Origin of the sequence: Streptomyces sp. DSM 40750, from assembly GCF_024612035.1 — a bacterium.
Lineage (GTDB): Bacteria > Actinomycetota > Actinomycetes > Streptomycetales > Streptomycetaceae > Streptomyces.
Genome location: NZ_CP102513.1, coordinates 4,298,346 through 4,312,373, shown reverse-complemented (window position 1 = coordinate 4,312,373; position 14,028 = coordinate 4,298,346). Strand labels below are relative to the sequence as shown.

The 14,028-nt window shown below is 71.8% G+C and carries 8 protein-coding genes and 1 pseudogene; 8 read left to right on the top strand and 1 reads right to left on the bottom strand.

Annotation, left to right across the window (positions count from 1 at the left end; translation table 11 throughout):
- Positions 1 to 86: 86 nt before the first annotated feature.
- From pgm to JIX55_RS19260, 8 genes and pseudogenes are all read left to right on the top strand, one after another.
- Positions 87 to 1,727: a phosphoglucomutase (alpha-D-glucose-1,6-bisphosphate-dependent) gene (pgm, locus tag JIX55_RS19295; protein WP_257564554.1), complete on the top strand. Its 1,641-nt coding sequence runs from the start codon at positions 87 to 89 to the stop codon at positions 1,725 to 1,727.
- Between the two features lie 21 nt (positions 1,728 to 1,748).
- Entirely contained in the window at positions 1,749 to 2,312 is a 564-nt protein-coding gene (locus JIX55_RS19290; RefSeq protein WP_257564553.1) for a hypothetical protein, read from the top strand.
- A gap of 64 nt (positions 2,313 to 2,376) precedes the next feature.
- A pseudogene (locus tag JIX55_RS19285) lies at positions 2,377 to 2,712 on the top strand (STAS domain-containing protein); the annotation flags it as partial.
- A 159-nt stretch (positions 2,713 to 2,871) separates the two neighbouring features.
- Positions 2,872 to 3,198, top strand: coding sequence for an anti-sigma factor antagonist (locus JIX55_RS19280; protein ID WP_257569384.1), 327 nt, complete (start codon positions 2,872 to 2,874; stop codon positions 3,196 to 3,198).
- Complete coding sequence (locus JIX55_RS19275) at positions 3,191 to 5,677, top strand: hypothetical protein (protein WP_257564552.1); 2,487 nt, start codon at positions 3,191 to 3,193, stop codon at positions 5,675 to 5,677. Before JIX55_RS19280 ends, JIX55_RS19275 begins: the two co-directional genes overlap by 8 nt.
- A 114-nt stretch (positions 5,678 to 5,791) precedes the next feature.
- Positions 5,792 to 9,532, top strand: a complete 3,741-nt coding sequence (locus JIX55_RS19270) for an ABC transporter ATP-binding protein (RefSeq protein WP_257564551.1) — start codon at positions 5,792 to 5,794, stop codon at positions 9,530 to 9,532.
- Positions 9,533 to 9,678: 146 nt separating this feature from the next.
- A complete protein-coding gene (locus tag JIX55_RS19265) occupies positions 9,679 to 10,044 on the top strand; it encodes a hypothetical protein (RefSeq protein WP_257564550.1) in 366 nt (121 codons plus the stop codon).
- 140 nt (positions 10,045 to 10,184) lie between these two features.
- Positions 10,185 to 11,615 carry a S28 family serine protease gene (locus tag JIX55_RS19260; protein WP_257564549.1) on the top strand — a complete coding sequence of 477 codons (1,431 nt, stop codon included), beginning with the start codon at positions 10,185 to 10,187 and terminating at the stop codon, positions 11,613 to 11,615.
- 59 nt (positions 11,616 to 11,674) lie between these two features.
- Here JIX55_RS19260 and JIX55_RS19255 read toward each other — a convergent pair whose 3' ends face one another.
- Positions 11,675 to 13,975 (bottom strand): serine/threonine-protein kinase, encoded by a 2,301-nt coding sequence (locus JIX55_RS19255; RefSeq protein ID WP_257564548.1) that lies wholly within the window; start codon positions 13,973 to 13,975, stop codon positions 11,675 to 11,677.
- Positions 13,976 to 14,028: the final 53 nt, after the last annotated feature.

The following is a 14,028-nucleotide window of genomic DNA, read 5'->3' as shown; positions in this document are numbered from 1 at the left end:
GCTGCGCGTCCCGGCGGGTCGGACGGGGGAGAATGAGGGCCGTACCCAGTCATACCCAACGGTCGACCTTGCGGAGGAGCCGGGAAATGCAGAACGCGCGAGCGGGGCAGGCCACCGGGCCCGAGGACCTCATCGATGTGGCCCGCCTGGTCACGGCGTACTACGCGCTGCACCCCGACCCGGCCGAACCGGGGCAGCGGGTGGCGTTCGGCACCTCGGGACACCGCGGCTCGTCCCTCGCGGCGGCGTTCAACGAGGACCACATCGCGGCCACCAGCCAGGCCATCTGCGAGTACCGCGCCGCCCAGGGCACCGACGGCCCCCTCTTCCTCGGCGCCGACACCCACGCCCTGTCGGAGCCCGCCCGGATCACGGCGCTAGAGGTCTTCGCGGCCAACGAAGTGACCGTCCTCATCGACCAGGCCGACGGATACACGCCCACCCCGGCCGTCTCGCACGCCATCCTCACCCACAACCGGTCGCGCACCTCCGGTCTCGCTGACGGCGTGGTGGTCACCCCCTCGCACAACCCGCCCGCCGACGGCGGCTTCAAGTACAACCCGCCGAACGGCGGCCCCGCCGGATCCGAGGCGACCTCCTGGATCCAGGATCGGGCCAACGAGATCATCACCGGCGGTCTGAAGGACGTACGGCGCATCCCCTACAGCCGCGCCCTGACCGCACCCGGCACGGGCCGCCACGACTACCTCGGCAGCTACGTGGCCGACCTGCCGAACGTCCTGGACCTGGAGGCGATCCGGTCCGCCGGAGTGCGCATCGGCGCCGATCCGCTGGGCGGCGCCTCGGTCGCCTACTGGGGCCGTATCGCCGAACAGCACCGGCTCGACCTCACGGTGGTCAATCCGCTCACCGACCCCACCTGGCGCTTCATGACGCTCGACTGGGACGGCAAGATCCGCATGGACTGCTCCTCGCCGTACGCCATGGCCTCGCTCATCGAGCAGCGCGACCGGTTCGACATCGCCACCGGCAACGACGCCGACGCCGACCGGCACGGCATCGTCACGCCGGACGCGGGTCTGATGAACCCCAACCACTATCTGGCCGTGGCGATCTCGTACCTGTTCTCCCACCGGCAGCAGTGGCCCGCCGGGGCCGGAATCGGCAAGACCCTGGTGTCGTCGAGCATGATCGACCGGGTCGCGGCGGACGTCGGCCGCCCGCTGGTCGAAGTCCCCGTCGGCTTCAAGTGGTTCGTGGACGGCCTGTCCGACGGCACGCTCGGCTTCGGCGGCGAGGAGTCGGCGGGCGCGTCCTTCCTGCGCCGGGACGGCTCGGTGTGGACCACCGACAAGGACGGCATCACCCTGGCCCTGCTCGCCTCCGAGATCACGGCGGTCACGGGCAAGACCCCGTCGCAGCACTACGGTCGGCTCACCGACCGCTTCGGCGCCCCCGCCTACGCGCGCGTCGACGCCCCGGCCTCCCGCGAGGAGAAGGCCCTGCTCGCCAAGTTGTCCCCGCGCCAGGTCACCGCCGACACCCTCGCCGGAGAGCCGGTCACCACGGTGCTCACCGAGGCACCCGGCAACGGCGCAGCCCTCGGCGGCATCAAGGTGGCCACCGCCAACGCCTGGTTCGCGGCCCGCCCTTCGGGCACCGAGGACGTCTACAAGATCTACGGCGAGTCGTTCCTCGGCCCGGACCATCTGCGCCAGGTCCAGGAGGAGGCCAGGTCCGTGGTGCTCACGGCGCTCGGCGTCTGATCCGACAAGAGGGGGGCAGGGATGGACGAGGCTGCGCTGACGGCGCTGGTCGCCGCCGGGGCCGCGATCGGCGGCGGAGCGCTCACGGGGGTGTTCACGCTCGCCGCCGCCAAACGCCAGGCCCAGGCCGCCTGGGCGGCGGGCGAGCGCCAGGCGACCGCCGCCTGGGAAGCCGGCCGCCAACAGGCTGCCGCCGCCTGGGACGCCGGACAACTCCAGGCCACGGCCCAGCTCGACGTCGCCCGCCGGACCCTGACCGAGCAGACGCTCGCGGGGCAGCGGGCGGTGCGGCGAGCCGCGTATGTGACGTACCTGAGCCGCACGGACAGCGCCCAACAGGCGCTCACGGCTTGGCAGAGCGCGATCGGCACGGCGGACGAGGCGCCGCGTCGACGGGAGTACGACGCCGCCATGGGCGCGGTCGGGGAAGCGCTCAATGTCGTACGGCTGGAAGGGCCGGACGGTGTGACAGCGGCGGCGGAGACCCTGCGGGGCTCACTCGCCGCCACCGCTCCCGGAACCCCACACTCCATGGCACAGGAGGCCTTCCTGACCGCTGCCCGCGCGGCGCTCACCCCTGTGTAGTCGGTGCCGCGCGGATAGGATCCGCAGTGCCGAGGTGACGGAGGGCCAGGTGCAACCGAAGGTGTTGTCGTACACGGACCAGTCCAGCGACATCACTGTCGTGCGGCTGGAAGGCGACGACCAGGGCAGTACGCTCGACATCAACTCCGCACCCGAACTGCGCACCGTACTGGTGCAGCTGGTCGAAGGCGGGCGGCTGATCCTGGTCGTCGACCTGAGCGCGATCGACGACGTCGACAGCACTGGCCTGGGCGTGCTGGTCGGAGGCCTGAAACGGGTGCACTCCCAAGGCGGGACGCTGTCCCTGGTCGTGACGAACGATCGGTTGCGTTCCATTCTGTCCAAGACTGCCCTGACGAAGATCTTCCGCGTCCACGACAACGTGCCGAGCGCGGTCGCGACGCTCGTCGCCGACTACGCGGAAGAAGGCATCGAGCAGCGCCGGGCAGCCATTGCGGAGCGGCAGGCCCGTAAGCAGCGCGTACCGGAGAAGGGCGTCCTGGTCTCGGGCGACCACACGTACGAACATGTCTCCGAGGACATAACGTTGGTGAACGTCATGAGCAGAGAGCCGGGCGGTGAGATAACCGTCTACACGGCGCCGACCCTGCGCGAGTTGATCGTGGACCTGATCAACCAGGGACGGTACTTCCTGGTCGTGGATCTGACGTCCGTCGAGCTTCTGGACTCGACCGGAGTGGGCGTCCTCGTCGGCGGCCTGAAACGGATCCGTGCCCACAGCGGCGCGATCGCGCTGGTCGTGCCGTCCGAGCGGGTACTCAAGATGTTCCGGATCACCGGGCTGACCAAGGTGTTTCCCATCTTCGCCACCGTGGACCCCGCCGTCGAGTTCCTCGGCCGGGAGGTGCCCGCGGCGCATGTTTGACGGTGAGACACGTCGGCGCACCGCCCCCCAATGGGACCCCGTACGCCTCGGAGTCCGTCCCGCCCTCGGCCCGGACGGCACCACCGACCTGCCGTTGACGGAGTACCTCCTCCGCCCGCACGACGAGACCCTACGGCAGCGGCTGGCCCGCACCGCGGCCACGAACGACGCCGTGTTCGTCCTGCTGGTGGGCCGTTCCGCGAGCGGCAAGACCCGTGCCGTCTACGAGGCGGTGGCGGCCGTCCTGCCCGACTGGCCCGTGGTGCGCCCAGCGGACGCGGACGAGCTGATCGCGGCGGACATCGGGCCCCGCACCGTGCTCTGGCTCGACGAGACGCAGCGCTATCTGAACGGGGCCTCGGGCGAGCGGGCCGCCAGGGTGTTGGGGCGGCTGCTCGACGAGGTGGCGCCGCTCGCGGTGGTCGGCACCATGTGGCCGGAGCACCTGAGGCGACTGACCGAGAGCCGACGGGACGGCGAGGACGAATCGCCCTACGTCCGGGCGTTGTTGGCGGGACGTCATGCGATGGTCACGGTGCCGGACACGCTGTCCGGCGACGCTCCGGCCGTGGCCGCCGCGGCGGCCCGTGATCCGCGTCTGGCCGCCGCCGTGCGCGCGGCCGGTCCCGGTCATCGGGTACTGCAACACCTCACTGGGGGACCGGAGTTGGTGCGCCGCTGGGAGATGGGCCCGGACCAGTGGTTCACCGCTCCGGAACACGCCGTGCTGACGGCGGCCGTCGAGGCGCGCAGGCTCGGCCACGCCAGCGCCGTACCGGCGGGGTTGCTGAGGGAGGCCGCGGTCGGGTTCATGGCCTCCACCGCCCGTGCGACCGCGGGCGAGGAGTGGTTCCCGGCGGCCATCGGAGCGCTGACGACGGCAGGACGCGGCCCCGCTCCGCTGATCGCGGAACGGCACGAGCCCGGCGTCGGCGTCCCCGACAGCTACCGCCCGGACGACTACCTGGAGCAGCACATCCGCCGGGTCAGGGCGCATCGGGCGCCACCGGCCGAGTTCTGGACGGGTGCCTCCTGGGCCAGAACCCCCGATGACCTGTACTCCTTCGGACGGGCCGCCGAACAGCGGCGTCGATACGGGTGTGCGGCAGCGCTGTACGAGAACGCCGTGCAGAAGGGCCACAGACGGGCCCGAGCCGCCTGGGCGGTGCTGCGGGAGACCACCGACGGCCGGGTCGCCGCCGAGGAGACGGCCGCGACGGACCCCGTCGCCTGGGCGGCTCTCGCGATGTCGAGGGAGCGCGGCGGCGACAGGCCCGCCGCCTACGACGCGTACCGGCAGGCGGCCCGGGCGGGTGACGCGTGGGCGTGGTCGGCGATGGCCAGGATCCATGAGGAGGACGGGGACCAGGCCGCCGCGGACGATGTCGCGGCCTTGGCCGGGGCGGCGGGGCAGCCGCTCGCCTGGCGGACGCTCGGCCGGATGCGCGCGGACCACGGCCCGGCCGCGGCCAAGGCGTTCGAGCAGGCGGTGAGCCTCGGTGACGGGTGGGGGCACGTCGGGCTCGCGCAGGTCGCCGAACGCGCGGGTGACCTCCACGAGGCGGTGGAGCACGCCACGCGGGCGGCCGACACGGGCGTCACGGCGGCCTGGGCGCGCCTGGTACGGCTGCACTGGTCGCTCGGCGACCATGCGTCAGCCGTGGCAGCGGCGACCGGCGGCGCGGACGCCGGAAACCCGGAGGGCTGGTCCCTGTTGGCGCGACTGCGCCACGGAATCGGCGACCTGTCGGGGACCGCGGCCGCCCACCGCGAGGCCGCGGCCCTCGGTGTCGGCGCGGCCTGGCGTGAACTGGCTCTGCTCGCCGAGTCGGACGGCGACGCCATAGGCGCCGAGGAAGCCGCCGCGCAGGCGGTGCGCACCGGTGATCCGGAGGCCTGGACCGCCCTGGCCGAGGACCGCGCGGAACGCGGCGACGACACCGGCGCCGCACATGCCGCCGCGGAGGCGGCGCGCGCCGGTGACGTGGAGGCGTGGATCACGCTGGCGCGCGGCCGGGAACGCGCCGGTGACGCGGAGAGCGCGGAGCTCGCCGCCGACCTGGCCGCGGACCGGGGCTCACCCACGGGGTGGGCCGCGCTGTCCCGGATGCGGGAACGCGCCGGGGACCGGGACGGATCCCGGCGAGCGGTGCTGCGGGCCGACGCTCTCGGCGCCTCCGACGCCTGGACCGCACTGGGCCGCGTGCGTGAGGAACTGGGTGACACCGCCGCCGCCGAACGCGCCTACGTCCGTGGCTGCGAGGCCGGCGACACGGAGGCGTACGCCGCCCTCGGCGCCCTGTACCTGGAACAGGGACGGTCGGCCGAGGCCTGCGCCGCCTACCGGTCGGCCGTCGACGCGGGCATCCCCGACGCCTGGGAAGGGCTGCTGACGGCCTTGGCGGTCCAGGCACCCCGCGCGACCTCGGCGCAGACGGTGGACCGGCTCCGTACGACGGGACTGCCGGCGCAGGGGTGAGCGTCCAGGGTCTGTCGGCCTGGTGATCAGCGCCAGATTGTTGCGGTGGGATGAAATTCGCCGCTGACCGCGTTGGTGCCTTGCGGAAGAACAGGGCGAACGGAGGGCACCGGCGTGGCAGCGCAACAGGGGGGCGACCGAGGGTGGGCGCGCAGACTGGCCGGATACGCCTGGCGGTACCCCAAGGACGTGATCCTCGCCCTCGGCTCGTCCCTCGCGGGCATGGCCCTGATGGCCCTCGTCCCCCTGATCACCAAGGTGATCATCGACGACGTGATCGGGGACAAGACCCGGGACATGGGCCCCTGGGCGGCCGCCCTGATCGGCTCCGCCCTGCTGGTCTACGTCTTCACCTACATCCGCCGCTACTACGGCGGCCGCCTCGCCCTCGACGTCCAGCACGACCTCCGTACGGAGATGTACGGGACGATCACCCGGCTCGACGGCCGCCGTCAGGACGAGCTGTCCACCGGCCAGGTCGTCGGCCGTGCGACCAGTGACCTCCAGCTGATCCAGGGCCTGCTCTTCATGCTGCCGATGACCATCGGCAACTTCCTGCTGTTCCTGATCTCCCTCGTGATCATGGCGTGGTTGTCCCTGCCGCTCACCCTCGTCGCCCTCGCCGTCGCCCCCGCCCTGTGGTGGATCGCCGAGCGCAGCCGCACCAAGCTGCACCCGGCCACCTGGTACGCCCAGGCCCAGGCCGCCGCCGTCGCGGGCGTCGTCGACGGCGCCGTCAGCGGCGTACGCGTGGTGAAGGGCTTCGGACAGGAGGACCAGGAGACCGGGAAGCTCCGGGAGGTCGGCCGCCGGCTCTTCGCGGGGCGCCTGCGCACGATCCGGTTCAATTCCAGGTACACCCCGGCCCTCCAGGCCGTCCCCGCCCTCGGCCAGGTCGCCATGCTGGCGCTCGGCGGCTGGCTGGCCGTCCGGGGCCACATCACCCTCGGCACGTTCGTCGCCTTCTCCACCTATCTCGCCCAGCTGGTCGGCCCCGTCCGCATGCTCGCCCTGGTCCTCACCGTCGGCCAGCAGGCCCGCGCCGGCACCGAGCGCGTCCTGGAGCTGATCGACACCGAGCCGAGCCTCGACGACGGCACCAAGACCCTCCCCGCCGACGCGCCCGCGACGGTCGAGTTCGACGACGTGTCGTTCGGGTACAAGGACGAGCGCCCGGTGCTGGACGGCCTCAGCTTCGAGATCCGCCCCGGTGAGACCCTCGCCGTCGTCGGCTCCTCCGGCTCCGGCAAGTCGACCGTCTCGCTCCTCCTCCCGCGCTTCTACGACGTGACACGCGGCGCCGTCCTCATCGGCGGCCACGACGTCCGCGAGCTGACCTTCGACTCGCTGCGCGCCGCGATCGGCCTGGTCCCCGAGGACTCCTTCCTCTTCTCCGAAACGGTCCGCGCCAACATCGCGTACGGCCGCCCGGAGGCGACCGACGAGCAGATCCTGACCGCCGCCCGCGCCGCCCAGGCCGACCGCTTCATCGCCGAGCTGCCCGACGGCTACGACACCAAGGTCGGCGAACACGGCCTCACCCTCTCCGGCGGCCAGCGCCAGCGCATCGCCCTGGCCCGCGCGATCCTCACCGACCCGCGCCTGCTCGTCCTCGACGACGCGACCTCGGCGGTGGACGCCCGCGTCGAGCACGAGATCCACGAGGCGCTGAAGCACGTCATGGAGGGCCGCACCACCCTCCTCATCGCCCACCGCCGCTCCACCCTCGGCCTCGCCGACCGCATCGCCGTCCTCGACGAGGGCCGCCTCGCCGACATCGGCACCCACCAGGAGCTGGAGCGGCGCTCCGCCCTCTACCGCCGTCTGCTCACCGACCCGGACGAGCTGGGCGGCGTCTCGCCCGGCCACATCCCGCCGACCTCCCTGGCCAAGGCCGGCGACACCCCCGTACGCGACTCGATACGGGACGAGCTGGACGCCGAGTTCGACGCCGAGCGCGGGATCACGCCCCGCCTGTGGACCGGTGACCGGGAGCCGCGGGACACCGCCTTCGAGGGCACTCCCGCCACCCCCGAACTCCTCGCCCAGGTCGAGGCGCTGCCCCCGGCGACCGACACCCCGGGTGTCGACGAGGCCCGCGCGGTCGCCCCGGAGGAGTCGTACGGCCTGAAGCGGCTGCTGCACGGCTTCGGGCTGCCGCTCCTGATCAGCCTGGGTCTGGTCGCCGTCGACGCGGGCATGGGCCTGCTGCTGCCCGTGCTGATCCGGCACGGCATCGACCAGGGCGTCTCGCAGGCGGCCCTGGGCGCGGTCTGGGCCGCGTCCCTGCTGGGGCTGGTCGCGGTCGTCGCCCAGTGGGCGGCCCAGATCGGCGAGATGCGGATGACCGGCCGTACCGGCGAACGCGTCCTCTACTCCCTCCGCCTGAAGATCTTCGCCCAGCTCCAGCGCCTCGGACTCGACTACTACGAGCGGGAGTTGACGGGGCGGATCATGACCCGGATGACGACCGACGTCGACGCGCTGTCGACGTTCCTCCAGACCGGCCTGGTCACGGCCTTCGTCTCCGTCGTCACCTTCTTCGGCATCATGGTCGCCCTGGTCGTGATCGACGTACAGCTCGCCCTCGTCGTCTTCGCCACCCTCCCGCCGCTGATCGTCTGCACGGTCTTCTTCCGCCGGGCCAGCGTGAAGGCGTACGAGCTGGCCCGTGAGCGGGTGTCCGTGGTGAACGCGGACCTCCAGGAGTCGGTGTCCGGGCTGCGGATCGTGCAGGCGTTCCGCCGTGAGCGCGACGGCGGCCGGCGGTTCGCGGCCGGCAGCGACAGCTACCGCCAGGCCCGCGTCCACGGCCAGTGGCTGATCTCGATCTACTTCCCGTTCGTGCAGTTCCTGTCCTCGGCGGCCGCGGCGGCGGTCCTGATCGTGGGCGCGCACCGGGTCGACGCGGGCACCCTCACCACCGGCGCCCTGGTGGCGTACCTCCTCTACATCGACCTGTTCTTCGCCCCCGTCCAGCAGCTCTCCCAGGTCTTCGACGGCTACCAGCAGGCCACCGTCTCCCTGGGCCGCATCCAGGAACTCCTCCAGGAGCCGACGTCGACCAAGGCCGCGGACGAGCCCCTTGAGGTGCTGTCGCTGCGCGGCGACATCACCTTCGAGGACGTCGACTTCGCGTACGGGTCCGACGACGACGCCGAAGAGGCCCTGAGCGGGGTGGCGTTGACGATCCCGGCGGGCCAGACCGTCGCCTTCGTCGGCGAGACGGGCGCCGGCAAGTCGACCCTCGTCAAGCTGGTCGCCCGCTTCTACGACCCCACCGGCGGCCGGGTCACGGTCGACGGCACCGACCTGCGCGACCTCGACATCACGTCGTACCGCCACCGCCTGGGCGTCGTCCCGCAGGAGGCGTACCTCTTCCAGGGCACGATCCGGGACGCCATCGCCTACGGCCGCCCCGACGCCACCGACGCCCAGGTGGAGGCCGCCTCCCGTGCCGTCGGCGCCCACGACATGATCGCCACCCTCGACGGCGGCTACCTCCACGACGTCGCCGAACGGGGCCGCAACCTCTCCGCCGGACAGCGCCAGCTGATCGCCCTGGCGCGGGCGGAGCTGGTGAACCCGGACATCCTGCTCCTCGACGAGGCGACCGCGGCCCTGGACCTGGCCACGGAGGCCCAGGTCAACCACGCCACCGACCGCCTCGCCGGCCGCCGCACGACCCTCGTCGTGGCCCACCGCCTCACCACCGCCGCCCGCGCCGACCGTGTCGTCGTCATGGACCACGGCCGCGTCACGGAGGACGGCACCCACGACGAACTCCTGGCCCGCGACGGACGGTACGCGGAGCTGTGGCGGACGTTCGTGGGCGAGCCGGTTCTGCGGCCGTAGGGGTCTTCGTGGCCCGTTCCGCCGGGCGCGCAACCTTTTGAGGGGGGTTGCGCGTCCGTACATCAGTACGGTTCTGAGGCGGGAGGGGCCGGTACGGTCCTGAGGCGGGAGGGGCAACAGTGAGCAGGCGTGGGACACGTCGGCCGATGGCGCTCGTACTGGCCGTGTTGACGACGGCCGGGCTGTTGACGCTGGCCGGTCCGGTGGGGAGCGCGGAGGCGGCCGCCCCGGGGTGCGGCGGGCGCAAGGTGCGGACGCTGACGTTCGACGCGGGGACCGTCAAGGTCTACCGGAAGGGCCGGCGGTACGTGTGTGCCGTGCTCGTGCCCGAGAAAGCCGGGAAGGCGAAGCCCCGCCGGGCGTTCGTCAAGATGCGCCCGCGCGGCGGGGAGTGGGCGAAGAACAAGACGCACCCCACCGGCCCCGTGATCGTGCACGCGGGCAAACGCCGTGTGTGGATCCACGCGCAGGTCGGCTCGGAGAAGTACGACTCGGGCTGGATCCTCCACTGAACCTCCCCTCCGACAGAGGGTTTTCCCTAGCTCTCCCATCTCGGCCTGAAAGCAGTCCAGTTGGCCCCTTTCTTCCCTGGTGCCCCGGCGGCCGCTCCGATAGCTTCCGGCGCACAGCAGCTGTACAGGGGAGAAAACGCATGCGCAAAGCACTCAGATGGGTGCTGTCGCTCGTGGTGCTCATAGGCACGTTGAGCACGGCGGGGGCGGCCAACGCCGCGGGGTCGGACACCGCTGACATCAAGGACCGACTGCTCGCGATACCGGGCGTGAGCCTGATCGAGGAGAAGCCGTACCCGGGTTACCGCTTCTTCGTCCTCAACTTCACCCAGCCGGTGGACCACCGGAACCCGGCGAAGGGCACGTTCCAGCAGCGGATCACCATGCTGCACAAGGACACCAGCCGCCCGACGGTCTTCTACACCGGCGGGTACAACGTCTCCACCACCCCCGGCCGCCGCGAGCCCACGCAGATCGTGGACGGCAACCAGGTCTCCATGGAGTACCGCTTCTTCAACCCGTCCCGCCCCGACCCGGCCGACTGGTCCAAGCTGGACATCTGGCAGGCGGCCAGCGACCAGCACCGGATCTTCAAGGCGCTGAAGAAGATCTACGGTCAGAAGTGGATCTCGACGGGCGGTTCGAAGGGCGGCATGACCGCCACCTACTACGAGCGCTTCTACCCGAAGGACATGGACGGCGTCGTCGCGTACGTCGCCCCCAACGACGTGGTGAACAAGGAGGACTCGGCGTACGACCGGTTCTTCGCGAAGGTCGGCACCAAGGAGTGCCGCGACCGGCTGAACGCCGTGCAGCGCGAGGCGCTGGTGCGCCGTGAGCCGCTGAAGAAGAAGTACGCGGAGGTCGCCGCCGCCGAGGGCTTCACCTTCAACACCGTCGGCAGCCTGGACAAGGCGTACGAGGCGGTCGTCCTCGACTACGTGTGGGGCTTCTGGCAGTACAGCCTGCTCGCCGACTGCGACAGCGATGTCATCCCGAAGGACGCCGCGAACGCCACGGACGACGAGATCTGGACGTCCATCGACACGATCTCCGGCTTCTCCTTCTACACCGACCAGGGCCTGGAGCCGTACACGCCGTACTTCTACCAGGCCGGTACGCAGCTGGGCGCGCCGACGATCCAGTTCCCGCACATCGAGAAGAAGTACATCCGCTACGGCTACCAGCCGCCCCGGAACTTCGTCCCGAGCGACATCAGGATGAAGTTCCAGCCGTACGCCATGCGGGACGTCGACACCTGGGTCCGTCACAACGCCCACCAGATGCTCTTCGTGTACGGCGAGAACGACCCGTGGGGTGCCGAGCCGTTCCACCTGGGCAAGAAGGCCCGCGACTCGTACATCTTCACGGCGCCCGGCGCCAACCACGGTGCCAACGTCTCCCGTCTCGTCGACTCCGAGAAGGCGCTGGCCACGGCCCGCATCCTGGAGTGGGCGGGCGTCGCCCCGGCCACCGTCCAGGAGGACCCGAGCAAGGCGAAGCCGCTGGCGAAGTTCGACTCCAAGCTCGACAAGCGTGACGTCGAGCGGGAGCCGGCGCTCAGGCCGTAACACCCCTGAGCGGAAAGTGAATTGAGCCCCCGGTGCCGTGGTGACGCGGCACCGGGGGCTCACTGCTCCCCGGCGTCCCCGGCGTCCCCGGTGTCCTCGGCGTCCCCGGTGTCCAGGCTCACCCAACCCGCCTTCGACGACGGGACGTAGACGATGCCGCCCGCCACCATCGGCTCGGTGTCCAGGCCCGTCTCCACGCCGCTGGCGTCCTCGACGCTCGGCACGCTGTGCTGGTAGAGCAACTCGCCGCTGCGCGGCTCGAAGACGGCGACCTCACGGGTGTTGGCGACGTAGACGCGGTCGCCGGCCTGGACGGGCGGTGCGTCGGCCGGGCCCAGGCCGGGCATGGGCCTGCGCCACAGCTCGGTCCGCTCGACCGTGTCGACGGCGACCAGTTCGCCGCCCGTCTGGGTGGGGGCCACGAACAGCACCCGGCCCGGGGTCACCGACAGCTCGGGCGCCCCGCTCTGACCTCCGCCCAGGGTCGCGTCCACCTCGGTGCGCACGCCCTTGGCGCCGGCCGTGAGGTCCTGGCTCAACAGGGCGCTCTCCGCGCTCGCGTCGTGCAGCACGATGCAGTACAGCCGAGTCGCGCCGTCCTCTTCGAGCAGCGCCTGGGTGCCGGGTTCGCACGGCGTGGACAACTCGAACGCGGCGACCTTCTCGCCGCTGCCGGTGTCGACGGCCGTGACGAAGCCCTCGCCGGGATCGGAGTCGTTGACGCGCGTGAACACGTAGAGCCGGTCGCCGACGACCCGGAGCGCGGGCGGCTGCCCGGCGCCGCCCGCGGGGCTCCGCGCCGACAGCGTCCAGCTCTCCCGGCCCGTGCGCGCGTCGACGGCCTGGACCAGGCCACCGTGGTCGACCGCGTACACCCGTTCGCCGTCGCCGATGAGCCGCTGCGTGAGTAACGTCATCGCGTAACGCCACTTCACCTTGCCGTCGGCGAGCGAGAGACCGATGAGGCGGTCGCCGATGTTGACGATCGCGGTGTCGCCGACGACGACCGGGGTGTTCTGGCCGTACGACGAAGCCTCGTCCGTCCGCCACAGCTCCCTGCCGGTCGCGGCGTCGATCCGTACCGTCCGGTCGCCGACGCACACCAGGGACGACTCGGCATACACACAGTCGCTGTTCTGGAGGTTGTACTGCCACCGCCGCCAGCCGTCCGGGCGGCGCTCGGGGCTGTCGTGGTAGGTGAACGTGAAGCCGCCCGAGCCGGACTGCGTGCTCGCGTACGCGGCGGACCCCTCCGGCTGCGTGACGGCGCGAGCGGTCCGGCTGGGTTTCTCGTTCGGACTCCCGGCGGAATCCGAGCCGCCCCCGCCGCCGTCCTCGCCGTCGCGCAGCCCGTACAGCAGTCCGCCCGACAGCGTGGTGACCGCCACCACCGCTGCCGCCACGGCGAGGACGAGCCGCCGGCGCCGCCGGGGCGGGGGAGTGGAGGCGGAGCCCGCGCCCGTACTCACGCGCGGCGGCGGAGAGCCGGGCGTCGGTGAGCGCAGCACGAAGGTGTCCGGGGAGTCGAGGGCGGCCGGGTAGGACGTGCTCTGCAACAGGGTGAGCAGCTCGTCCGCGTCCGGGCGCTCGGTCGGCTCCTTGGCCAGGCAGCTCTCGACCACCGGCAGCAGCCAGTCGGGCACCCCCTCCAGGTCGGGGGGTTCGTGGACCAGCTGGTACGCCACCGCGTACACGTCCGTGGCGTCGAACGGCACATGGCCGCTCGCCGCGTACGTCAGCACCGAGCCCAGCGCGAAGATGTCGCTCCGCGGTCCGACGTCCTTCTGGGCGCGAATCTGCTCCGGCGACATGAACGGCGGCGTGCCCACCGTGATCCCCGTGCCCGTGGGCATGTCGGTGTCGGCGGCGCGCACGATGCCGAAGTCGATGACCCGGGGGCCGTCGGCGGCGAGCAGGACGTTGGCCGGCTTGAGGTCGCGGTGCACGATTCCGGCGCGGTGTATGTCGCGCAGCGCCTCGGCGAGGCCGGTGGCGAGGCGGTACAGCTCCTCAGGCCCCAGGGCGGGCCCCAGCTTGATGCGCTGGTCCAGCGGCTGCCCCGGCACGTACAGGGTCGCCATCCAGGGCGGATCGGCGTCCGGGTCGGCGTCCACGACCGGCGCGGTGAAGGCCCCGCTGACCTGCCGGGCGGCGGTCACCTCACGGCGGAAACGGCGCCGGAAGTCGGGCTGGTGGGCGAGGTTGCCGCGGATCACCTTGACGGCGACCTGGCGGCCCGAGGGAGACGTACCGAGATAGACCCGGCCCATGCCGCCCGAACCGAGGAGGGAGTCGATGCGATAGCCGGGAATCTCCGGCAGCTCCTCCTTGCCCGGAGCGCCCTGAGGATCCTGGGCCATAGTCCCCCCACCGTTCACCGCCGTCGTACGGTCCGTAAGCGGATGATATCGAT

What these genes read in the sequence shown, in the direction of transcription:
- JIX55_RS19260 (WP_257564549.1), top strand. Translation starts at nt 10,185, where the DNA reads ATGCGCAAAGCACTCAGATGGGTGCTGTCGCTCGTGGTGCTCATAGGC.
- JIX55_RS19255 (WP_257564548.1), bottom strand. Translation starts at nt 13,975, where the DNA reads ATGGCCCAGGATCCTCAGGGCGCTCCGGGCAAGGAGGAGCTGCCGGAG.
- JIX55_RS19290 (WP_257564553.1), top strand. Translation starts at nt 1,749, where the DNA reads ATGGACGAGGCTGCGCTGACGGCGCTGGTCGCCGCCGGGGCCGCGATC.
- pgm (WP_257564554.1), top strand. Translation starts at nt 87, where the DNA reads ATGCAGAACGCGCGAGCGGGGCAGGCCACCGGGCCCGAGGACCTCATC.
- JIX55_RS19280 (WP_257569384.1), top strand. Translation starts at nt 2,872, where the DNA reads ATGAGCAGAGAGCCGGGCGGTGAGATAACCGTCTACACGGCGCCGACC.
- JIX55_RS19265 (WP_257564550.1), top strand. Translation starts at nt 9,679, where the DNA reads ATGGCGCTCGTACTGGCCGTGTTGACGACGGCCGGGCTGTTGACGCTG.
- JIX55_RS19275 (WP_257564552.1), top strand. Translation starts at nt 3,191, where the DNA reads ATGTTTGACGGTGAGACACGTCGGCGCACCGCCCCCCAATGGGACCCC.